Annotated in this window: 19 protein-coding genes and 1 riboswitch; of the genes, 6 read left to right on the forward strand and 13 right to left on the reverse strand. The window is 66.6% G+C overall.

Annotated features, from left to right (window positions below):
* Positions 1-32 precede the first annotated feature (32 nt).
* Positions 33-899, forward strand: coding sequence for a methylenetetrahydrofolate reductase [NAD(P)H] (gene metF, locus ROA7023_RS04815; RefSeq protein ID WP_085877883.1), 867 nt, complete (start codon positions 33-35; stop codon positions 897-899).
* Between the two features lie 24 nt (positions 900-923).
* Here metF and ROA7023_RS04820 read toward each other — a convergent pair whose 3' ends face one another.
* From ROA7023_RS04820 to ROA7023_RS04875, 12 genes are all read right to left on the reverse strand, one after another.
* Positions 924-2,009 (reverse strand): T6SS phospholipase effector Tle1-like catalytic domain-containing protein, encoded by a 1,086-nt coding sequence (locus ROA7023_RS04820; protein WP_234992026.1) that lies wholly within the window; start codon positions 2,007-2,009, stop codon positions 924-926.
* Complete coding sequence (locus ROA7023_RS04825; protein WP_085877885.1) at positions 1,996-4,296, reverse strand: xanthine dehydrogenase family protein molybdopterin-binding subunit; 2,301 nt, start codon at positions 4,294-4,296, stop codon at positions 1,996-1,998. The genes ROA7023_RS04820 and ROA7023_RS04825 overlap by 14 nt, the downstream gene beginning before the upstream one ends.
* 149 nt (positions 4,297-4,445) lie before the next feature.
* Positions 4,446-5,537, reverse strand: a complete 1,092-nt coding sequence (locus tag ROA7023_RS04830) for an ABC transporter ATP-binding protein (protein WP_085877886.1) — start codon at positions 5,535-5,537, stop codon at positions 4,446-4,448.
* A gap of 5 nt (positions 5,538-5,542) precedes the next feature.
* A complete protein-coding gene (locus tag ROA7023_RS04835; protein WP_085877887.1) occupies positions 5,543-6,538 on the reverse strand; it encodes a glycoside hydrolase family protein in 996 nt (331 codons plus the stop codon).
* A gap of 11 nt (positions 6,539-6,549) precedes the next feature.
* On the reverse strand, positions 6,550-7,428 hold the full coding sequence (locus ROA7023_RS04840) for a carbohydrate ABC transporter permease (protein WP_085877888.1): 879 nt from the start codon (positions 7,426-7,428) through the stop codon (positions 6,550-6,552).
* A gap of 3 nt (positions 7,429-7,431) precedes the next feature.
* Positions 7,432-8,499, reverse strand: a complete 1,068-nt coding sequence (locus ROA7023_RS04845) for a carbohydrate ABC transporter permease (RefSeq protein WP_085877925.1) — start codon at positions 8,497-8,499, stop codon at positions 7,432-7,434.
* Positions 8,500-8,602: 103 nt separating this feature from the next.
* Positions 8,603-9,862, reverse strand: coding sequence for an ABC transporter substrate-binding protein (locus tag ROA7023_RS04850; RefSeq protein ID WP_085877889.1), 1,260 nt, complete (start codon positions 9,860-9,862; stop codon positions 8,603-8,605).
* Positions 9,859-10,947, reverse strand: coding sequence for a LacI family DNA-binding transcriptional regulator (locus ROA7023_RS04855; protein ID WP_085877890.1), 1,089 nt, complete (start codon positions 10,945-10,947; stop codon positions 9,859-9,861). The genes ROA7023_RS04850 and ROA7023_RS04855 overlap by 4 nt, the downstream gene beginning before the upstream one ends.
* A gap of 589 nt (positions 10,948-11,536) precedes the next feature.
* Positions 11,537-12,373, reverse strand: coding sequence for a metal ABC transporter permease (locus ROA7023_RS04860; RefSeq protein WP_085877891.1), 837 nt, complete (start codon positions 12,371-12,373; stop codon positions 11,537-11,539).
* Positions 12,370-13,224, reverse strand: coding sequence for a metal ABC transporter permease (locus ROA7023_RS04865; protein WP_085877892.1), 855 nt, complete (start codon positions 13,222-13,224; stop codon positions 12,370-12,372). The genes ROA7023_RS04860 and ROA7023_RS04865 overlap by 4 nt, the downstream gene beginning before the upstream one ends.
* Positions 13,225-13,360: 136 nt before the next feature.
* Positions 13,361-14,233: a manganese/iron ABC transporter ATP-binding protein gene (locus ROA7023_RS04870; protein ID WP_085877893.1), complete on the reverse strand. Its 873-nt coding sequence runs from the start codon at positions 14,231-14,233 to the stop codon at positions 13,361-13,363.
* 5 nt (positions 14,234-14,238) lie between these two features.
* On the reverse strand, positions 14,239-15,126 hold the full coding sequence (locus tag ROA7023_RS04875) for a metal ABC transporter substrate-binding protein (RefSeq protein ID WP_306372476.1): 888 nt from the start codon (positions 15,124-15,126) through the stop codon (positions 14,239-14,241).
* Positions 15,127-15,384: 258 nt separating this feature from the next.
* Positions 15,385-15,497, forward strand: a riboswitch (guanidine-I (ykkC/yxkD leader).
* Positions 15,498-15,589: 92 nt separating this feature from the next.
* Between ROA7023_RS04875 and ROA7023_RS04880 the strand changes: the two genes are divergently transcribed.
* The 5 genes from ROA7023_RS04880 (at position 15,590) to ROA7023_RS04900 (ending at position 20,028) form a co-directional block, all read left to right on the forward strand.
* On the forward strand, positions 15,590-16,660 hold the full coding sequence (locus ROA7023_RS04880; protein WP_085877894.1) for a putative urea ABC transporter substrate-binding protein: 1,071 nt from the start codon (positions 15,590-15,592) through the stop codon (positions 16,658-16,660).
* A gap of 84 nt (positions 16,661-16,744) precedes the next feature.
* The gene (locus ROA7023_RS04885; RefSeq protein WP_268807971.1) at positions 16,745-17,563 is read left to right on the forward strand and encodes an ABC transporter permease; all 819 of its coding nucleotides are present in this window, start codon (positions 16,745-16,747) and stop codon (positions 17,561-17,563) included.
* Positions 17,563-18,330 (forward strand): ABC transporter ATP-binding protein, encoded by a 768-nt coding sequence (locus ROA7023_RS04890; protein ID WP_085877895.1) that lies wholly within the window; start codon positions 17,563-17,565, stop codon positions 18,328-18,330. The genes ROA7023_RS04885 and ROA7023_RS04890 overlap by 1 nt, the downstream gene beginning before the upstream one ends.
* Positions 18,311-19,579 carry an agmatinase family protein gene (locus ROA7023_RS04895; RefSeq protein WP_085877896.1) on the forward strand — a complete coding sequence of 423 codons (1,269 nt, stop codon included), beginning with the start codon at positions 18,311-18,313 and terminating at the stop codon, positions 19,577-19,579. Before ROA7023_RS04890 ends, ROA7023_RS04895 begins: the two co-directional genes overlap by 20 nt.
* 5 nt (positions 19,580-19,584) lie before the next feature.
* Positions 19,585-20,028, forward strand: coding sequence for a hypothetical protein (locus ROA7023_RS04900; protein ID WP_085877897.1), 444 nt, complete (start codon positions 19,585-19,587; stop codon positions 20,026-20,028).
* Positions 20,029-20,062: 34 nt separating this feature from the next.
* On the opposite strand, the gene ROA7023_RS04905 is transcribed toward ROA7023_RS04900, so the two are convergent.
* Positions 20,063-21,058, reverse strand: a complete 996-nt coding sequence (locus tag ROA7023_RS04905; protein WP_085877898.1) for a zinc-binding dehydrogenase — start codon at positions 21,056-21,058, stop codon at positions 20,063-20,065.
* Positions 21,059-21,114 lie beyond the last annotated feature (56 nt).

The raw sequence follows: 21,114 nt of genomic DNA on the forward strand, positions 1-21,114 counted from the left end.
AAGGGCGCAACTCATCCCGAAGGATCACCTCCATGCCCGCGCCCAATGTCTCGTTCGAATTCTTCCCGCCCAAGAGCCTCGAGGCGTCGTTCCGGCTGTGGCATTGTGTGCAGACATTGGCCCCGCTGGACCCGTCCTTCGTGTCGGTGACCTATGGGGCCGGCGGCACCACCCGCAAGCTGACCCATGAGGCGGTCGGCACGATCCACAAGACCTCGGGCCTGAATGTCGCGGCGCACCTGACCTGCGTGGATGCAAGCCGGGAAGAGACCATGGCTATCGCCGACGGCTATGCCGAGGTGGGCGTAACCAGCATCGTCGCCCTGCGGGGCGATCCGCCGAAAGGCGCGGGCCGGTTCACGCCGCACCCCGACGGGTTTGCAAGCTCGGTCGAGCTGATCGAGGCGCTGCGCGAGACCGGCAAGTTCGACATCCACGTCGGCGCCTATCCCGAGAAACACCCCGACGCGGCCGACACCAGGGCGGATGTGGAATTCCTCAAGCGCAAGATCGACGCCGGGGCGACCGGCGCGATCACCCAGTTCTTCTTCGAGGCCGACACGTTCTTTCGGTTCCGTGACGCCTGTGCGGCGGCCGGGATCGATGCGCCGATCCGCCCCGGCATCCTGCCGATCGAGAACTGGAACGGCACGCGCAAGTTCGCCCAAGCCTGCGGCACCTCGATTCCTCAGATCATCCACGATGCCTTCGACAACGCGGTGCGGGACGGCACCACCGACTTGCTGGCCACGGCGCTTGCAACCGAATTGTGCGACACGCTGTTGCAGGGCGGGGTGGATCACCTGCATTTCTACACCCTGAACAAGCCGGAGCTGACCCGCGACGTCTGCCACGCGCTCGGCGTCACGCCCAAGGCGAGCCTGCAGAACGTCGCCTGAACCGCGCTTGGCGGAGCAGATTGGTCAGGGGCTCTCGGCCCGCCGGGGCCCGACCCTTAGACGGTCCAGGTCCCCGACAGCGATGGCTGGCCCCAGATCCGTCACCGTCTCGTGCAGGCGTTCGGACGGACAGCGGCCCACGATCCGGCGGTGGCGCGAGATCATGATCTTGCTCCACCCTCGCCAGGTGCCCACGGAGGGTGCGTCGACATCACAGGGAAAGCGGTCCTTCCAGCCGTCCGGCAGCGGAACGCCGCAGGCCTCGAGGCGCTCCAGCATCCACACCAGCGGAATGTTCGCCAGCGGGCGGGCAAAGAGGTCATCACCCAGCTGCCCCCCGACGTCGCCATGGGCGCCGCGGAACCAGACCTGCTCCATCACGCCGCTCCAGCCGGCGGGGCGCTGCCACATCACCGGCTTGTAGGCGTCCCGCGTCTCGTCCAGCGCCAGCGCGTGGAAGCCTTGGCGCACGGACGGGCCCAGCGCGTGGTTGTGAAAGCTGTGCTTGACCTCGGCCCGGCGGACCAGCCCGGGCAGCCGCAGGCCGAGCGATTTCACCGTGTCCCAGATCGCCACCGCCTCGATCTCGACCCCGTCGAGGCAATAGCGGCGGCGAAACGCCTCGGACACCGGGCCCCGCGCCCCGCTGCGGTAGTGGCGATAGGCCTGCCGGATGACCCGCACCGTGGCGTCGTTCGCCCGCACCAGCCCCACCAGGTCGATCACCCCGGCCAGCGAGCGCACCGCGTAGGCGCCGCGCGAAAAGCCGACCAGCACGATCCTGTCCCCCGGCCGGTAGCGCGAGGCGAGCACGCCGTAGGCCCGCTTGATCTGCCGGTTGATCCCGCGGCCCGCGACCACGTCGACGGTCTGCGACCAGTCGCGCCATTGCAGGCCGGCCTCGTAATAGACCGTCAGGTTGGCCGAGATCCCGACCTCGCGAAGAAGCTGGAAGGTGATCCCGGCATTGGTCTCGTGCCCTGGCTGCAGGCTGGACATGGTGCCGTCCAGAACGATGACATGGGTCGCGGCGCCCCGGTGTCGCCCCCGGCCTTCCGCCTGGACAGGCGATCGGCCGAAAAGGGCTAGAAGGCGTTCACGCAGCCGCACTCTGATCCTGCCCGTCCAGCAGCGCCCAGACGCGCTGTGGCGTGAACGGCGGCTGCACCTCGCGCACGCCCCGCGCCCAGAGCGCATCCTGCACCGCGTTGGTCACCGCGGCGAGCGCCCCGACCGTCCCGGCCTCGCCGCACCCCTTCATCCCCATGGGATTGTTCAGCGAGGGCGTGGGCTCGGAATGGAACGGCATGAACGGCACGTCTTCGGCGCGCGGCATGGCATAATCCATGAAAGTCGCGGTCAGAAGCTGGCCCTCGCTGTCATAGACCACACGCTCCGTCAGGATCTGGCCGATGCCCTGGGCCACCCCGCCATGGACCTGGCCCTCGGCCAGCATCGGGTTTATCAGATTGCCGAAATCGTCGACCACGGTGTATTTCACGCAGCGGGTCTCGCCGGTCTCGGGGTCGATCTCGACCTCGGCGACATGGCAGCCGTTGGGAAAGGACATCTGCTGCAGACGGCCGGTCTCGGCGACGGTCAGCAGGTCCTCGCGGCCCTTGTCGCGGGCCATCTCGGCGACCTCCATCATCGTCGGCGTCAGGTTCGAGCCGCCGATGCGAAAGCGCTCGTCGTCGAAGGAGACGTCGGCGGGCGCGACGCCCTCCTCCTCGGCCAAGAATGCGGTGAAGCTGTCGAGCATCGTCCGGACGGCCACAAGGGTGGCATTGGTCTGGGTCGTGACCGAGCGCGACCCGCCCGTGCCCCCGCCCCGGCGGATCCGGTCGCTGTCGCCCTGGACAACGTTGATCCGCTCTGCCGGCAGGCCGGTCTGATCGGCCAGGAACTGGGCATAGACGGTTTCATGCCCCTGTCCGGCCGACTGGGTCCCGACATAGAGGGAAACGGTCCCGTCCTGCTCGAACGCGACTTTCACATCCTCGTGCTTCTGGCCCAGGATGCTCTCGATGTAATAGCAGATGCCCAAGCCACGCAGCTGCCCGCGCTTTTCCGACTCCGCGCGGCGGGCGGCGAACCCGGCCAGGTCGGCCTCGGCCTCGGCCCGCGTCAGGACGTTGTCGAACGCGCCGATGTCATAGGTCATGCCGGTCGCGGTCTTGTAGGGAAACTTGTCCGGCGCGATGAAATTCCGCCGCCGCAGGTCCAGCGCGTCGACCCCCAGCACCCGGGCCGCGTTGTCCATCGCCCGCTCGAGCACGAAGATCGCCTCGGGGCGGCCCGCACCGCGGTAGGCGTCGGTCTGGGTGGTGTTGGTGAAGATCCCCTCGCAATGCAGCCAGGCGCAGGGAATGTCGTAGGTCCCCGGCATCACCTTGGTGAAAAGCTCGGTCTGGATGAACTGCGCGTAGCCCGAGTTGTAGGCCCCCAGATTGCAGAGCGATTCCACCTGGTAGCCGGTGATCCGGTAATCCGCGTCGAAGGCCAGCGTGGCCACCGAAACGAGGTCCCGGCCGGCGTTGTCCGACAGCATCGCCTCGGTGCGGTCACTCATCCAGCGGACGGGCTTGCCCAGGGTGCGGGCGGCATGGGCCACCAGGAAGGTCTCGGGGTAATCCGCGCCCTTCATCCCGAATCCGCCGCCGACATCGGGCGTCGTCACCCGCACGTCGTCCTTGTCGAGGCCGAGCACCCGCGCCAGGCGTTTCTTGGTCTCCCAGACGCCCTGGCCGTTGACCGCGACATGCAGGCGGTTGCCCTGCGTCTCGGCGAAACAGCCGCGCGGCTCCATGGAATTGACGATGACGCGGTTGTCCTCGACCTTGAGCCGGACCACGTGCGCCGCGGCCTCGATCGCGGCGTCCACCGCGTCCCGGTCACCAAAGCCATACTCAAAGGCCTTGTTGTCGGGCGCCTCGGCATGGATCTGCTCGCCGCCTGCGGCCAGCCGGACGTGGGCGGGAAGATCGGCGATGTCGGCCTCGATCAATTCGGCGGCGTCCTTGGCCTGAAGCAGCGTCTCGGCCACGACCAGCGCGGTCGGCTCGCCGACGAACCGCACCTTGTCGCGGGCCAGCAACGGGCGCTCGGGATCGGCGCCCTCGGTGCTGTCGATATTGGTGACGAGGTCGGTGTCGAGGTGAACGTCCAGCCCCGCCGCCTCGAGATCGGCCAGCGTCAGAACCAGATGCACGCCGGGCGCCGCGCGGGCCTCGGTCGCGTCGATGCCTTCGAGCCGGCCATGGGCCACGGTCGAGCGCATGACGAAGGCGTGCAACGCGCCCTCGGGGGCGACGTCGTCGACGTAGTTTCCGTGGCCGGTCAGGAAACGGACGTCCTCGACCCGCGTCACGGGCTGGCTCTTGCCGAACTTCTCCATCGGGTGCGTCCTCGCGTCTGGCATCCTGACGCGAGCCTAGCCTTCCGCCGGGGGCTGTCCAATGGCGGGAAGGGTGAAAAATGCGTGTTCGGCAAAAAAGTCGGCATGCCCGGACCGCGGCCGCGCCCGGGCAGGCCATCGGATGGCGATCAGTGCGGCACCGGCGCCATTTCCTCTTCGCGCGCAAACAGATGCGCGGCGGCGGGATCGAAGTTGAAATCGATGGCGTCCCCGGCGGCAAAGACCCTGTCCTCGCCGATCGCGGCAATCATCTTGGTCCCGTCGCGAAGGGCGACATCCACCACCGTCTCGGCCCCCAGCCGTTCGGTCAGCTCGACCTTGCCGTGCAACATGCCCGACCCGTCCGTCGTCGGCACCAGGTATTGCGGGCGCACGCCCAGGATCCCCTTGCCGCCGGCCCGCAGGTCGCGGCCCTTCGTCTCGACCTCGATGGTCTCGAGCGCGGGGGCCGAGACGCGGGCGCGGGTGCCGGTCACCTCCGCCACGTCGACCTCGATGAAGTTCATCGAAGGGGCCCCGAGGAAGCCGGCGACGAAAAGGTTCGCCGGCTCGTGATAGAGCTCCATCGGCGAGCCGATCTGCATGACCTCTCCGCCGCGCAAGACGACAATCTTGTCGGCCAAGGTCATTGCCTCGACCTGGTCGTGGGTCACGTAGATCATCGAGGTGCCGAGGGTCTGGTGCAGCTTGCCGATCTCCATGCGCATGTCCATGCGCAGCGCCGCGTCGAGATTCGACAGCGGCTCGTCGAACAGGAAGACCTGCGGGTCGCGCACGATGGCACGGCCGATAGCCACGCGCTGGCGCTGACCGCCCGACAGCTGCGACGGGCGCCGGTCCAGCAGATGCTCCATCTGCAGCACGCGGGCGGCCTCGGCCACCTTGGCGCCCTTGTCCGCCTTCGAGGCCCCGTTGATCGTCAGTCCGAAGGCCACGTTCTCGCGCACGGTCATGTGCGGGAAGATTGCGTAGGACTGGAACACCATCGCGATCCCGCGCTCCTTGGGCTGCACGTCGTTGACCCGCTTGCCGCCGATCTCGAGCGTGCCCGAGGTGATGTCCTCCAGCCCCGCGATCATCCGCAGAAGCGTGGACTTGCCGCAGCCCGATGGGCCGACGAAGACGACGAACTCGCCGTCCTCGATGTCGATATCCACGCCCTTGATGACCTGCACGCTGCCAAAGCTCTTGGTCAGGTTCCTCAGTCTCACGTCCGCCATTTGCGCTACTCCGCTGCTTTGTCGGCGGGGATGACCCGCAAGAGGCCGTCGTCACCGATGACGACCGGTTCAGGGTCCATGACATGGCCTACGAAATGTCCGCCGTCGGGATGGTCGGCGAATCCCATGATGACGAGACCCTCGCCGGTATCGAGAATGCGCGAGGCATAGCGGCGACAGGGCAGCTTGCCGTCAAGGAATCGCCCCGGCGCGATCCGCCACGGGCCCCGCGGGCCCTCACCGATCAGGTAATGGGTCCCGGTGACCGGCCCGCCCGGCGTGGCCTCTGCCAGCGCCTTGGAAAAGTGTTCTGCCGCGGTGCAGAACAGGCAATACCAGCGCCCGCCGGCGGCAAAGACCTGCGGCACCTCAAGCTGGCCGAACCCGCCGGTGAAGACCGGGGGCTGGAGTGTCCAGCTGTGCAGATCCGGCGAGGTGGCCAGGCCGATGGCCCCGCCGGCATTGGGCTCGGCGACGCCGCGCGCACGGCCGGTGAAGAACATCAGCCAGCCGTCGCCGTCAGGGTCGCGCATGACCCACGGGTCTCGCATCGCCCGGTCGTGCCAGAAGCCCCGCGCATGGTCGGCCTCGTACTGCTCGGCCACGGAGCCGGTGAGATCGAGGCACAGCCCGTCGCCCACCCGCTCCCAGGAATGCATGTCGGCCGAGGTGGCGTGGCCGATCCGTTGATAGAGCCCCTCTTCGGCGCGGGTCGAGCCGGTATAGAACAGATGCCAGAGCCCGGCGTCGTCCTGCACCACCGAGCCGGTCCAGGTGGTGTAGTCGTCCCATGCGGGGGCCTCGCTTGGCGCGAGGCAGGTGCCCAGATGTTCCCAGGTGACGAGGTCGTCGCTGACGGCGTGACCCTGGCTGACGTTGAAGTGACGCTGCTCGGGGTCGCCGATCGCCTTTGGGGCCTTGAGGAAGTAGCCGTGCCAGCGGGCGCCGTCATGGGCATACCAGCTGTCCCAGATCCAGTCTTTTTCGAGTGCGATAACCATGGGTGACTCCGTTATCCCTTGACGCCGGTCGAGGCGATCGAGGCGATGAAGGCGCGCTGAAGGACTAGGTAGAAGGCCAGCACCGGTATGGTGATAAGCGACAGGTAGGCCATGATCTCGCCCCAGGCGGTGTTGAGTTGGAAGAAGTATTGCAGGCCGACCATGACCGGACGGTAGGCCTCTTGCTGGACCACGATCAGCGGCCAGAGATACTGGTTGTACATCACCAGGAACTTGAGGATCGCCGCCGTGGCGATCACCGGCCCCGAGAGCGGCATCACCACCCTTGTGTAGACCTGGAACCAGCTTGCCCCCTCGACCCGCGACGCCTCGATCAGCTCGGTGGGCAGATCGCGGAAATACTGCACGAAGAGAAAGATCGTCAGCCCGTCGGCGATCCAGGGGATGATCTGCACACGGTAGGAATTGAGCCATGTGTACTCGATCCCCTCAAGCCCGATCCACGGCAGTTTCGACACGATCAGCAGAAGCGGGATGGCGATGGTCTCGAACGGCACGATCAGGGTCGCCAGGACGACCGACAGGATCAGGCTCCGGCCACGCCAGCTGAGGAAGGCGAAAGAGAAGGCCGCGAGCGAGCAGATCGCGAGGCTGAGAAGGACCGTGACACCGGTCACGAAGACCGAATTGAAGACGAAGAGCGCGACGGGAGCGCGATCGAAGGCCTCGCGGTAATTCTCGAGGTTCAATTCGCCCACCGGCAGGAAGGCCCGCAGGCTGCCGGTATCGGCCAGCAGGGCGCGGTCGGGCTTGAAGCTGGACATCACCATGAAGACCAGCGGCAGGATGAAGATCAGCGCGATGAGGACCAGCACGACATAGCGCACGAAAAGCCTCAGGCCCCGGTTGTCGGGATTGATGGTGGCCATGTATCAGCGCTCCCTTGTGAGCCAGCGTTGGATGATCGAGATCGTCAGCACGATCACGAAGAGCAAGACCGAAATGGTCGACCCGCCCGAGATGTCCTGTCGCCCGTAGCCCCGTTCGACCGCCTGGAAGACGACCGTCTGCGTGCTGTCGAGGGGGCCGCCATTGGTCATCACGTCGATCTGCGCGAAGAGGGCGAAGGCCTGCATGGTGATGACGATCAACACCAGGACGGCGGTGTTCCGCAGCCCCGGCCAGGTGACATAACGGAACGCCTGCCACTTGGAGGCGCCTTCGATGTTGGCGGCCTCGTAGAGCGTGGGGCTGATGGTCTGCAGGCCGGACAGCCAGATCACCATGTGGAATCCCACCGCCTGCCAGATCGACATCGCCATGATCGCCCCGAGCGCGGTGTCGGGCGAGCCCAGCCAATCGCGCCCCTCGAAAGCGCCGAAGGTGATCATCCCCAGCACGTTGTTCAGCAGGCCGTCCTGACCGTCGTAGATGAAGCGCCAGAGCAGCGAGACCACGACGATGGAAACCACCACCGGCATGAAGTAGATCGCCCGGAACACGTTGATGCCCCGTATCCGCTGATTGATCAGAAGCGCGAGACCCAGCGCCAGAGCCCCTTGCGTCGGCGCGACGATCAGAACGAAAAGGAACGTGTTGGTCAGGGCCTTCCAGAACACGACGTCCGAGGCGATGACGACGCGGGCGTTCTCGCCGGATTGCCAGCGAAACCATTCCTGCATGCCGCGATACTGGGGGTATTCGTCCGACCGTGTGATGGACTGGACCCGCGGATATTCGATCGCGCCGTCTTCATCGCGCAGGATCTCGCCCGCCTCGTCACGTTCGGGCTCTATCGTGATCACCGACATGCTCGGAAGGTTGCGGTAATTTTCGAGGCCGACGAATTGGGTCGGGTTCGGCGAAATCAGCCGCTGATCGGTCAGCGAAAGCCCGAAGGCAAAGAAGAAGGGCAGAATGATGAAGGCCGCGATCAGGCCCACTCCCGGGATCGCGAAGGCCCACCCGGCCCGGTTCGATGTTGTCAGTTTGGAGGCCATGTTCGTCCCTTCCGCCTGGGCGGGCTCAGAAAATTCGCGAATTTTCTGTCCGATTTTTCGCGAAAAATCGGGGCCCCGGATCAAATCGGGGGCCCCGAGGCGATCATTGGTGACCGTAGCCCTGGTTGCGCTCGATGTCGGCATTGATCTCGTCGACAGCGGCATCCAGCGTATCGGCAACGTCCGCACCGTTGGCGATGTCGGCGAGGGCCTTCTCGAACACCTTCGCCTCCACCACGTAGCCGGGCGTCACCGGCCGGACGAGCGCCTGCGCCTCGGAGAGGCCGTAGAACGCTTCCATCGGGCCGCCATCGGTGTAGTTGACGCTGGCCGCGGCCGAGGACTCGGTCGGCGGGATGAGGCCGATGCCGTCGGAGAAGGCGGTCAGGTACTTGTCTTGCAACGCGAACTCAATGAAGGCCGAGGCGCCGTCAGGATGCTCGGACGCCGCGGAGATGCCGAACTGCCAGGACGCCGCTCCGATCTTGGGCCCGTGTCCGAAATCGACATTGGGCAGGAAGATCGTGTCGTCGAACACCTGCAACGCCCCGAGCGCGGCCCAGTTGCCGTTGAACGAGATCGCGTATTTACCCTCGGTGAACCCGTTGTCGCGGTCCGCCGGGTCTTGGCTGGTGCCGGGCGCGTAGTCTTCGGCGAACAGGCTCTGCCACCACTCGCCGAAGGCGATCGTCTCGTCCCCGTTCAGAAAACCCTCGGCGGTCTGATAGGTGGAGCGATCCACGAGATCGCCACCGAAGGATTGCAGGAACGGCGAGAAGGCGTAGGGATACCATTCCCCGGTCCAGGCCATGCCCGGATCGAACGGGTATTTGAAGTCGCCGGTCGCCTTGAGCTTATCGAGCGCGGCCATGAATTCATCACCGGTCCAAGGCTCTTCGAGGGTCGGGATACGGATGTCGTTGTCCTCGAGGTAGGAGCGCCGCGTGACCATTGCCGTGGCCGCGTCCCACAGGCCGATGGAGTAGAGTTCACCGTCCCAATAGCCCTTGGGACCGGGGAGAAAGTCCTCGATGATCGATTCGTCGATCTGGAGCGGCTGCATGTCGCCCGACCACGCCCAGTTCGGCATGACGAGACCGTCGACGTCGATGATGTCGGGCAGGTTGCCGGCAAGGGCCGCCGCGATGACGGAATCGTTGTAGCTCTCCTGCGGGAAGCTCTCGAGCGTGACCTCCCAGTCGCTCTGGCTCGCGTTGAAATCCTCGATGATCGTGTTGAGGATATCGCTTTCGACCTGGTTGCCGCCGCCGTGGTACCAGAGACTCAGCTCGGTCTGCGCCGTGGCCGCCCCTGCGAGCCCGCCAAGCACCGTGGCGCCGGCCAGTATTGCACGAAGTTTCATGTGGTCTTCCTCCCTATTGAAGTGATCGTCGTGACGGATGCGGGCAGCGTGGCGACGCTGTCCCGCCATGACACCGGGCCGCCGACCAGAACGGGCGCGGCCGGGGGTGTGGATGTGCCGCGGACCATGCCCAGCAGCTGCTCCGCCGCGCGGATCCCCATCGCGGCATAGGGCAGTTCGACCGTAGTCAGCCCGGGCGAGAGCGTTTCGGCGATGGGCCGGTAATTGTCGAAGCCGGCAACCGAGACATCGCCCGGAATGGTCAGCCCCCTGTCCCGCAGCATCGTGTAGGCCCGGATCGCCATGCGGTCGTTGCCGCAGCACAGGACCGTCGGGGACACGTCCATCGACATGACCCTGTCGATCGCGTCCCAGAGCAGCTGCATCTCGGACTTGTTGTCGTCGCGCGGCACATCCGCCGTCACGACCAGCGCGGGGTCATAGGCGATCCCGGCGCTTTCTAGCGCGGCGCGATAGCCCGAAATCCGAAGCGGTGTCGCGTCGAGCTCGGGGCTGAGCGTAAGATAGGCGATCCTGCGATGCCCCGCCCCGATCAGGCGTTTCACGAGCGCCTTCTGGCACTGGAGGTCATGGGGCAGCACCGAGGGCGTGTCGCGGTCGTCGTAGCAGTTGGCCAGCACCACCGGCATGCCGATCCCCCGCGGCAGGGAGACCTTGCGGTGGTAGTCGGCGACATAGAGCACTCCCTCGACACGGTGTTCGGCAAAGGTGCGCAGCAGCTTGGGCACTGCCTCGCTGCGCCCGCCAGTATCCGAGATCAGCAGCGTCATCGCGCTGTTCTCAAGCGCCCGCTGAATGCCCTGAACGATGTAGAGATCCGGCAGGCCCGTCCGCCCGTCGTCAGGTGGCGCGTGGCTGATCGCGCCGGTGATCAGGCCGATCAGCCCGGACTTGTTGGAGCGCATGGCGCGGGCCGCCGACGACGGAACGTAGCCAAGCTCCGCTATGGCCATTTGAACCGACTCGCGGGTCGGCTCGCGGACCGCGGGATCCCCGTTGATGACCCGGCTTACGGTCTTGGGCGAGACACCGGCCGCCCTTGCGACGTCGTAGATATTTGTCATACGCCCCCTGCTTGTCACCGTTCTGAAAGCCCGGCCGCAGCCTCCTCGACCACGCCATGTCAACGATGTCATTTGCCGCTTTGCAGCAATTCGGGAGGTTTTGGATGCGGCCGGGCGGTCGGCCAAACGGGCCAAGCAAGCAGGCTGACAGTGCCGCACGGGTCGATGGCCTGCGGCCCGACCCGACGGTCCGGGTGGCCCGGGCGAGAGGGGCGGCGGACCGGTGAGGACGGCAGCCAGTGCGGGCGGAAATGTGGTTTCCTGCCATGAGCTTGATGCGGGCGCCTTGCGCAGTCTGCGCCCGCGGGCCGGCTGGTCTCGGCGGGTCCGTCGTCGCGGTGCGCGGCCGTTCGAAAGATCGGCGCCCTGTCGTCATCGGGGATGGCGCCACTGCGGATTCCGAAGTCTTCGAAGGCGGGAGACAGCCGGGATATCGCCACGCCGACGGCACAGACAACGAGCCGTTCGCTGCACTGCGGCCCCGTCTCGGGCGGGCAAGAAGAGTGGAACGGAGCGTTTCACGTCGTCAGGCCGAGGCAGCAGAACGCGATCCTGCCCCGGAAACGGTGACATGATTCGCGAGGTCAGGTCACGCCAGAGCGCGGGAGGCGGCTCGGACCACGATCTGTTTGCGCAGGAAGGCCAGCAGGAAGAGGGCGCTGAGGATCAGGATGATGGTCGGCGCGGGGGCACTGTCGAGGAAGAACGCCGCGTAGGTGCCCGCGAGCATCGCGCTCAGGCAGACGGCCGTCGCGACCGCGAGCATCGCCAGAAAGCTGCGCACCAGAAGAAAGGCGATCGCCCCCGGCGCGATTAGCAGGCCGATGGCAAGGATCAGCCCCGCAGCCGAAAGCGTGGCGACGATCGTCAGCGACAATGCCGCCAGCAGGCCATAGTGCAGCCAGCCCACCGCCAGCCCCGCCGCCTGCGCGTGCGCCGGGTCGAAAGCCTGGACCAACAGATCGCGCCACTTGAGCAGCAACCCGCCGGAGACGATCACCGAGATGATTCCGGCGGTCCAGATTTCGCCCGCCGAGACGCCGAGCATGTTACCGAAGAGGATGTGATCGAGGTGGGCGTTGGTCTCTATCGAGACGTAGAGAACGATGCCGACGCCGAACATGCCTGAGAACACCACGCCCATCACGGTGTCCTGTTTCACCCGGCTGTTCTGCGACAGGTATCCCGTCGCGACAGAGCATGTCATCCCGGCGGCAAAGGCACCGACGATCAGCGGCAGGCCGAAGATATAGGCCAGCACGATGCCCGGCAGGACCGCATGGCTGACCGCGTCGCCCATGAGCGCCCAGCCCTTGAGCACCAGGAAGCACGACAGCAGCGCCGTCGGCACCGAAACCAGGGCGCAGATGAAGAAGGCGTTCTGCATGAAGCCGAATTGGAACGGCAGCAGGAGCGTGTCGATCATGGCACGGGCTCCAGCGCCTGGGCGGCCTTGCGGCGGGCCGCGCGGATGCCGTGTTTGGGGGCGAAGACGAAGGCGGTCAGAAACACCAGCGTCTGCAGGGTGACGATGATGCCGCCCGTGGCGCCGTCGAGGAAATAGCTCGCGTAGGCGCCGAGGAACGAGGTGGTCGCCCCGATGGCTACCGATGTGAGGATGAGTCGGGGGAAGCGATCGCAGAGCAGGTAGGCGGTCGCCCCCGGTGTCACCACCATTGCGATCACGAGGAAGGCGCCCACGGTCTGCATCGCCGCGACGACCGAGGCCGAGAGCAGGACGAAGAAGACCCCCTTGAGCAGCCCGGTGCGCAGACCGATGGAGCGGGCGTGGACCTCGTCGAAGAAGGTGACGAGGAGGTCCTTCCACTTGGCCAGCAGCACGACCAGCGAGACGAAACCGATGAGCGCCAGTTGAAGGGTGTCGGCGGGGGTGATCGCGAGGATGTTGCCCATGGTGATGGTCTGGATCGAGACCGACATCGGGTTGACCGACACCATGAATAGGCCGAGGCCGAAGAAGGAAGTGAAGATCAGCCCGATGATCACGTCGGATTTCAGACCGGACCGTTCCGACAGGAACAACATGGCCCCCGCCGCCAGCCCGCCGGCGATGAAAGCGCCCAGCGCGAAGGGCAGGCCGAGCATGTAGGCCCCCGCCACCCCCGGCACGACCGAATGCGACAGCGCATCCCCGATCAGCGACCAGCCCTTGAGCATCAGGTAGCAGGACAGGAACGCGCACACGCCGCCCACAAGGGCCGAGACCCACATGGCGTTGGTCATGTAGCCGTAGGTGAAGGGCTCCAGCAGGATCATCGTGGATCACCGGGTGGAGCGCCTGCGGCGCCCCGGCCGGGATTGCGTTCATGCCACGCAGGCACTGGGGGCTTTGCCCCCAGACCCCCAGGATATTTGGAACCAGAAGAAGCTGCGACGCGGCAGGTATGAGTTGTCATTCGCGGCCCTCGCCGGTGCGGGTCTTGTCGCCATATTGCACGAAGGGACGCTCGTCGTCGGTCAGGATCGTGATGCTGCGGGCGTCCGCGTCGTCGTGCAGCTCGGCGCCGCCGAGGGTGAAATGCCGCAGGACGCCGCCGAAGGCCGCCTGCAGGTTGTCGCGGGTGAAGGTCGTTTCGGTCGGACCCGAAGCGAGGATCGTGCCCTTGACCAGGATGGTGCGGTCGCAGAATTCGGGGACCGAGCCGAGATTGTGCGTCGAGACGAGCATCACCCGCCCCTCGTCGCGCAGGTCCCGGAGCAGGGCGACGATCTGTTCCTCCGTCTTGACGTCGACGCCGGTGAAGGGCTCGTCGAGCAGGATCACCTGGCCGTCCTGGGCGAGGGCCCGGGCCAGGAAAACCCGCTTTCGCTGGCCGCCGGACAATTCGCCGATCTGGCGGTGGCGGAACTCTCGCATGTTGACCCGCGACAGGGCCGCGTCGACGGCATCGCGGTCCGCGGGCCGGGTGCGGCGCAGGAAACCCATGTGCCCGTAGCGGCCCATCATCACGACGTCCTCGACCAGCACCGGGAAGGACCAGTCGACCTCTTCGGATTGCGGCACATAGGCGACGAGGTTTTCCTTCAGCGCCTGCCGCACGGTGCGGCCGAGCAGGCTGATCTCGCCCCGCGCCGCGGGCACCAGCCCCATGATCGCCTTGAAGATCGTCGATTTGCCCGCGCCGTTGACCCCCACAAGGGCGGTAACGGTGCCTTGGGGCACTTCGAACGTAGCATCGCGCAGCGCGGTGTGGCCGTTGCGGTAGGTGACGGTCAGGTTGCTGGCCGAAATGCCGGGGGTCGTTGTCTTGCCGCTGTCGAACATGCCTGTCACTCCGGACCTGCAAGGCCGTTGGCCACGGTCTCGGACGTCACCCGCAGCAAGTCGAGGTAGGTCGGCACGGGGCCGTCCGCCTCGGACAGGCTGTCGACATAAAGCACGCCGCCGAAGGCCGCGCCGGTCTCGCGGGCGACCTGTTCGGCCGGGCGCGACGAGACGGTGCTTTCGCAGAACACCACGGGGATGTCGTTTTCGCGGACGCCGTCTATCACCGCGCGGACCTGCTGAGGCGTGCCGACCTGGTCGGCGTTGATCGGCCAGAGGTAGAGTTCTCGCAACCCGAAATCCCGGGCCAGGTAGCTGAACGCCCCTTCGCACGTCACCAGCCAGCGCTGATCTTCGGGGATTCGGGCTATGCGGTCGCGCAGGGGCTCCAGCGTCGCGCGAAGGTCCGCGCGATAGGCCTCGGCATTGGCCGCGAAGGTCGCGGCATTGGCGGGGTCGGCCGCAGAGAGGGCTGCCTCGATGTTGTCGATATAGACCAGGGCATTGTCCAGCCCCATCCAGGCATGGGGGTTGGACTGGCCCTCGTAGCTGCCCGCGCCGATGGAAATCGGCTCGATCCCGTCTGACACGGTGACAGAGGGCACATCGCCGAGGTTGGCGATGAACTGCTCGAACCAGATCTCGAGGTTCAGGCCGTTCCACAGGATCAGGTCGGCGTCGTAGGCGCCGACGATGTCCTGCGGCGTAGGCTCGTAGCCGTGGATCTCGGCCCCCGGCTTGGTGATGGAGACGACCTCGACCGCGTCGCCGGCCACTGTGCGGGCCATGTCCGCGATCACCGTGAAGGTGGTCACGACCTTGAGCCGGTCCTGGGCCTGGGCGGCACCGGCCAGAAGGAGCGCAGCAAGAATGGCGAGCATACGAAGGGTCATGGTCACTCCTGTCATGATGAGCGTGATATTGCGGCCGCGGGGTCGGATGTCAATGCTTTTGAGAAGCATTCGCAAAAAGAAGCCGCCTGATCGCTGCTACGTGGATTCGCGGGGAGACCCGAAGAATTGCGATGACAACCGCCCCCAGACCACACAACCTGCCAGCTTTCCCGCCCATAAAGTAATCATTTGCGCAAAACAAATCCTGACTCGGCGGTGTGTCTTTGCGTAAGCCACGCCCGAACCGACAGGATGGGAATGCAGGGTGTCTAGGGTTCCGCCTCCTCCTCCTCCCGAGGGTCTGGTCCGAGAGACGCCACCTGCCCGGCAAATTCCGGACAGGTACACGGCGGGGCAAAAACCCGGGAGAGTACTGCAAAAGGTTCGGTCGGTCTCTCCTTGTTCCGCCACGACCGACCCAGGCTTCATCCAGACGGCGGGACGTCCAGAGGGGAGTTATCCCATGACTGCATACCGTCGTTTCGCCGCGGGCCTCGTCCTGTCGGCGACCACCGCACTCGCGCTCGTGGCAACGCCCGCGCCGGCCCAGGAAAAGACCGAGTTCCGGGTCGCCTGGTCGATCTATGTCGGCTGGATGCCGTGGGGGTATCTCGACGAGTCCGGGATCATGGACAAGTGGGCCGAGAAATACGACATCGCGGTCGAGATCGTGCAGATCAACGACTACGTCGAATCGATCAACCAATACACCGCCGGCGCCTTTGACGGCGTGTCGGCGACCAACATGGATACGCTCTCGATCCCGGCCGGGTCCGGCGTGGACACCACCGCGCTGATCGTGGGCGATTATTCCAACGGCAACGACGCGATCATCATCAAGGGCGAGGGCGGGCTGGAGGACCTGGCGGGCATGCCGGTCAACCTGGTGGAACTCTCCGTGTCCCACTACCTGCTGGCGCGGGGCCTGGATTCCGTGGGCCTCGCCGAGCGGGACCTGGACGGGGTGATCAACACCTCCGACGCCGACATGATCGCGGCCTACCAGACCGACGACGTGCAGGCGCTTGTCACCTGGAACCCGCTGGTCTCGGCGATCCTCGATGAGCCGGGCGCGAACAGGATCTACGACAGCGCCGATATCCCCGGCGAGATCATCGACATCATGTTCGTCAACACCGAGACGCTGGCCGCCAACCCCGCCTTCGGCATGGCGCTGACCGGCGCGTGGTACGAGCTCATGGGGCTGATGGCGGCGGGTGACGAGGCCGCGCTGACCGCGATGGCCGAGGCCTCGGGCACCGACCTGGCCGGCTACCAGTCGCAGCTCGCCTCGACCGAGATGTTCTATGACCCCGCCGCCGCCGTGGCCTTTACCGAAAGCGAAGCGCTGAAAGAGACCATGGTCAACGTGGCCGAATTCCTGTTCGACAAGGGAATCCTCGGCGAAGGGGCGCCCTCGGCCGATTTCGTCGGCGTCGAATATCCCGACGGCTCGACCACGGGCGACCCTGGCTATGTAATGATGCGTTACGACACGACCTACATGCAGATGGCCGCCGACGGCGCGCTCTGACATCCGCCCGCCTCCCGCCGATCCGGGGGGCGGCGCTCTCCGGATCGGGAGGAGCCCCGACACGCCGGAGACCAGGCAAGACCCATGCAGATGCGCCTTATCAACCGCAGGCCGGGACGGCCGCTGACCGTCTTCCTGGCGCTGCTTCCCTTCGTTCTGGCCCTGATCGGCTACACCATCGCCTCCGAGATCCGGCTGGCGGCAAACCCGGCCGACAAGCTGCTGCCCGCGCCGGGCACGATCATCGACACGGCGGTGCGGCTTTTCACGGAGGGCGACCGCCGTTCGGGGCGGATCCTGCTGTGGCACGATACCGGCGTGTCGCTGATGCGGCTGGCGATCGGCGTGTCGATCGCCGCGATCATCGGCCTGGTGACCGGCCTTCTGATCGGGCTTCTGCCCCATGTGCGCGCGGCGCTCGGCATCTTCGTGGCGGTGCTGTCGATGATCCCGCCGCTCGCGATCCTGCCGATCCTGTTCATCGTCTTCGGCCTGGGCGAGGTGTCGAAGGTCGTGCTGATCGTCATCGGCATCACGCCCTTCCTGATCCGGGACATGAGCCAGCGGGTGATCGACATCCCCACGGAGCTGATCGTGAAGGGCCAGACGCTGGGCGCCTCGTCCATGGTCATCGCCCTGCGCGTCGCCCTGCCCCAGATCATGCCCAGGCTGATACAAGCCGTGCGCCTGTCGCTGGGTCCCGCCTGGCTGTTCCTGATCGCGGCCGAGGCCATCGCCTCGGACCTCGGGCTCGGCTACCGGATCTTTCTGGTGCGCCGTTACCTCGCCATGGATGTGATCCTGACCTACGTGCTGTGGATCACGGCGCTGGCCTTCCTCATCGACTGGGCGCTGCGGACGCTGTCGCGCAGGCTCTACCCCTGGGCCGGGGAGGGTCTGTGATGGCGTTCGTGGACGTCGAGAACATCTTTCAAAGCTACGGACCCCGGCCCATCATCGAACGGGTCAACCTCGCGGTGGCCGAGGGTGAATTCATCTCCATCGTCGGTGCCTCGGGCTGCGGCAAGTCGACCTTCCTGCGCCTGCTGCTGGCCGAAGAGCGGCCGACCCGGGGCACCATCCGCATCGACGGCGCGGAACCGGCGCTGGAACCCGGGCGCGAGCGCGGCATCGTGTTCCAACGCTACTCTGTGTTCCCGCACATGACCGTGCGCGACAACATCGTCGCGGCCGAGGCGTTCCAGACCCGCTGGGGCTTTCTCGGCGGCGCCGGCCGGCGGGCCGCGCGGGACCGGGCGCAGGAGACGCTCGACCGGATCGGGCTGGGTCACATGGGCGCGGCCTACCCGGCCGCCCTGTCGGGCGGAATGCAGCAGCGGCTGGCGATCGGACAGGCGCTGACGGCGCGGCCGCGGGTGCTGTTGCTCGACGAGCCGTTCGGCGCACTTGACCCCGGCACCCGGATCGCCATGCATGACTTTCTGATGGAATTGCAGCGCGAGACCCGGATGACGGTGTTCATGGTGACCCACGACCTCGAAGAGGGGTTCAAGCTGGGCGACCGGGTCATCGTCTTCGACAAGCCGCGCTGGGACCCCACCGACCCGAACGCCTATGGCGCGACAATCACCTACGACTTCGATGCCCGCAACGGCGGCATTCCCTTCCAGACCATCCAGGAGGACACCCATGTTCTGCAGCCCGTCTGACCGCTCCCGGTCGCACCATCCGGCCGATGCCCGGCGCGACGACCGGCGGTTTCACCATCCCGACCTGTCCAAGCTGCTGGGCTGGAAGGCCGCGCGGGCCGAGGCCGACATCCCCGAGGGCGAATGGGCCAAGGAACGCGCCTGGGCTTTGCGCATGGGCCTGACGGCGGCGGAGTCCATCGAGGACCGCGACATTCCGACCTTCGCCCGGGGCGAGCTGCCGCATTACGCGGGCATCAACACCTTCCTCAAGGCGCCCTATACCGAGGACGTCCAAGTGGTCGGCAACTACGACGCCACCGTCCTTGGCGCCCCTTTCGACGGCGGCACGACCTACCGCCCCGGCACCCGCTTCGGGCCGCAGGGGCTGCGCAAGATCTCGGCGCTCTACACGCCCTACAACTACGAGCTGGGCGTCGACCTGCGCGAGCAGATGAGCCTGTGCGACGCGGGCGACATCTTCACCATTCCCGGCAATATCGAGAAGACCTTCGACCAGATCAGCCGCGCCGTGAGCCACGTGTTCTCCTCGGGCTCGCTGCCGATCATCATCGGCGGCGACCACTCGATCGGCTTTCCCTGTGTGCGCGGCATCGCCGAATGCACGTCGAAAAAGATCGGCATCGTCCATTTCGACCGCCACGCCGACATCCAGGAAAAGGATCTGGACGAGCGGATGCACACCACGCCGTGGTTCCACTCCACCAACCTGCCCAATGTGCCCGCCAAGAACCTCGTGCAGGTCGGCATCGGCGGCTGGCAGGTGCCGCGCGGCGCGGTGAAGGTCGCCCGCGAGCGCGACACCAACATCATCACCATGTCCGACATGGAGAAGATGGGCATCGACAAGACCGCCGAGATGGCCCTCGAGATGGCCTGGGACGGGGTCGACATGGTCTACATGTCCTTCGACATCGACAGCATCGACTGCGGCTTCGTCCCCGGCACCGGCTGGCCCGAGCCCGGCGGGTTCCTGCCGCGCGAGGCGCTGGCGCTGGCCTCCAAGGTCGCCGCCGAAGGCATCTGCGGGATGGAGCTGGTCGAGGTCTCGCCGCCCTACGACACCTCCGACATCACGGCGCTGATGGGCACGCGGGTGATCGTCGATGTGCTGGGGTCCATGGTCTCGGCCGGCACGCTGGGCAAGCATCGCCGCCACATCGACAAGCCGGTGACCCTGCCGATGGGCGATTACGACGAGGCCCGGGACGGCAAGCGCTGGACGACCCGCGCCAGAATGGCGGAGTAGCCGGCATGCCGCACGATCATCATCATCACCCCCACGGGCATGACCACGCCCACGATCACCCCCATGACCACAACCACCCGGACGACCACCTGGCCAGCCACATGCACGACCCGGACATGGCGGCGGAGCTTCAGGTCCTGACCGAGCAGTTCATCGACGGGTTCGTGCAGGCCAAGGACAAGACCGCCTATCTGCGCCTGGCCGGTGTCCCGTTGGAAAAGCCGGGCCAAAGCGGCGGGCCGGGGATGAAGCTGGTCGACGTGCGCCTCTCGACCGAATGGCAGGTGGGCACCGCCTCGCCCTCGTTCGGCAGCCGGGAGCTGAGCTATCTGCCCTTTCCCGGCTCCATGGTGGCCGAACGGACGAACATGGAGCTGGTCTATGTCTCCATGACGGACAAGGAGGTGCAGGACATCCGGCACTTTCTGGCCGCCAAGGGGCCGGTCTGAGCCCGCCCCGCCCCCGCGCCCGCGCCCGGCGGCTTCAGCCCGGCGGGGGCGGGATCAGGACAAGTTTGCCCACGTGGCGCTTTTCCAGGAACAGCCGCTGGGCCTCGGCAATCCGGTCCAGCGGGAAGGTCCCGGCGAGCGCGGGCCTGATGTCGCCGCGCTCGACATGGGCGATCAGGTCGGGAAAGACCGGCGCGTCCCAGCCGGTGCAGCCCAGAAGCGCCAGATCCTTCAGGTAGAGCGTCCGTAGATCGAGATCGACGATCGGACCCGCGATCGCCCCCGATGTGACGAAACTGCCGCGCCGGCGCAGGACCTCAAGCATCGCGCCGAAGCCTGCGCCGCCCACATTGTCGACGACCACGTCGACGCTTTCTGCGGCCTTGGCCTTTCCGGCGATCGCGATCACCTCGGCCCCCCGGCGCCGGGCCAGCTGCACCGCCGCGAGCCCGACCCCGCCCGAGGCGCCGGCCACCAGCACGCGGTCCCCGGCGGCCACGCCCGCGCGGTGCAGCATGTTCTCGGCGGTGCCATAGGCGCAGGGCAGCGTCGCCAGCTCGGCATCGGACCAGTCGCAGGTGACGGCAAAGACCTCGGCCGCGGGCACCTTCACGAACTGCGCGAAGGCGCCGTCGAAATCGGACCCCATCCAGACCGTCTCGGCAGAGCCGAAGCCGTGGGGTCGCATGCAGGCCCGGACCAGCACCCGCGCCCCGATCCCGCCCGCGTCGCCGCCCGGCCCGACCGCGACCACCCGCCCGCAGCAATCTGTGCCCTGGATGAACGGAAACGGGGTCGCCGCGTTCCAGCCGCCGTCGGGGCGGTCAGCCGTGCCGTCACCGTCCGCCGCAGCGGTGGCCGCGGTGACCGATGCGGAATACCAACCGAGACGGGTGTTGATCTCGGTATTGTTGATCCCCGCCGCCAGAACCTGCAACAGCGCCTCGCCCGGTCCGGGAACAGGCACGGGCACCTTGCGCAGCTCCAGCCTGTCATACCCCCCGGTTCCGGTGGTGACGACGGCAATCATCTACGTGGGAACGGCGTTCATCCCGGGCCGGGCTCCTTTCTCGCAAGGCTCCTCGC

It is taken from the genome of Roseisalinus antarcticus, assembly GCF_900172355.1.
GTDB lineage: Bacteria > Pseudomonadota > Alphaproteobacteria > Rhodobacterales > Rhodobacteraceae > Oceanicola > Oceanicola antarcticus_A.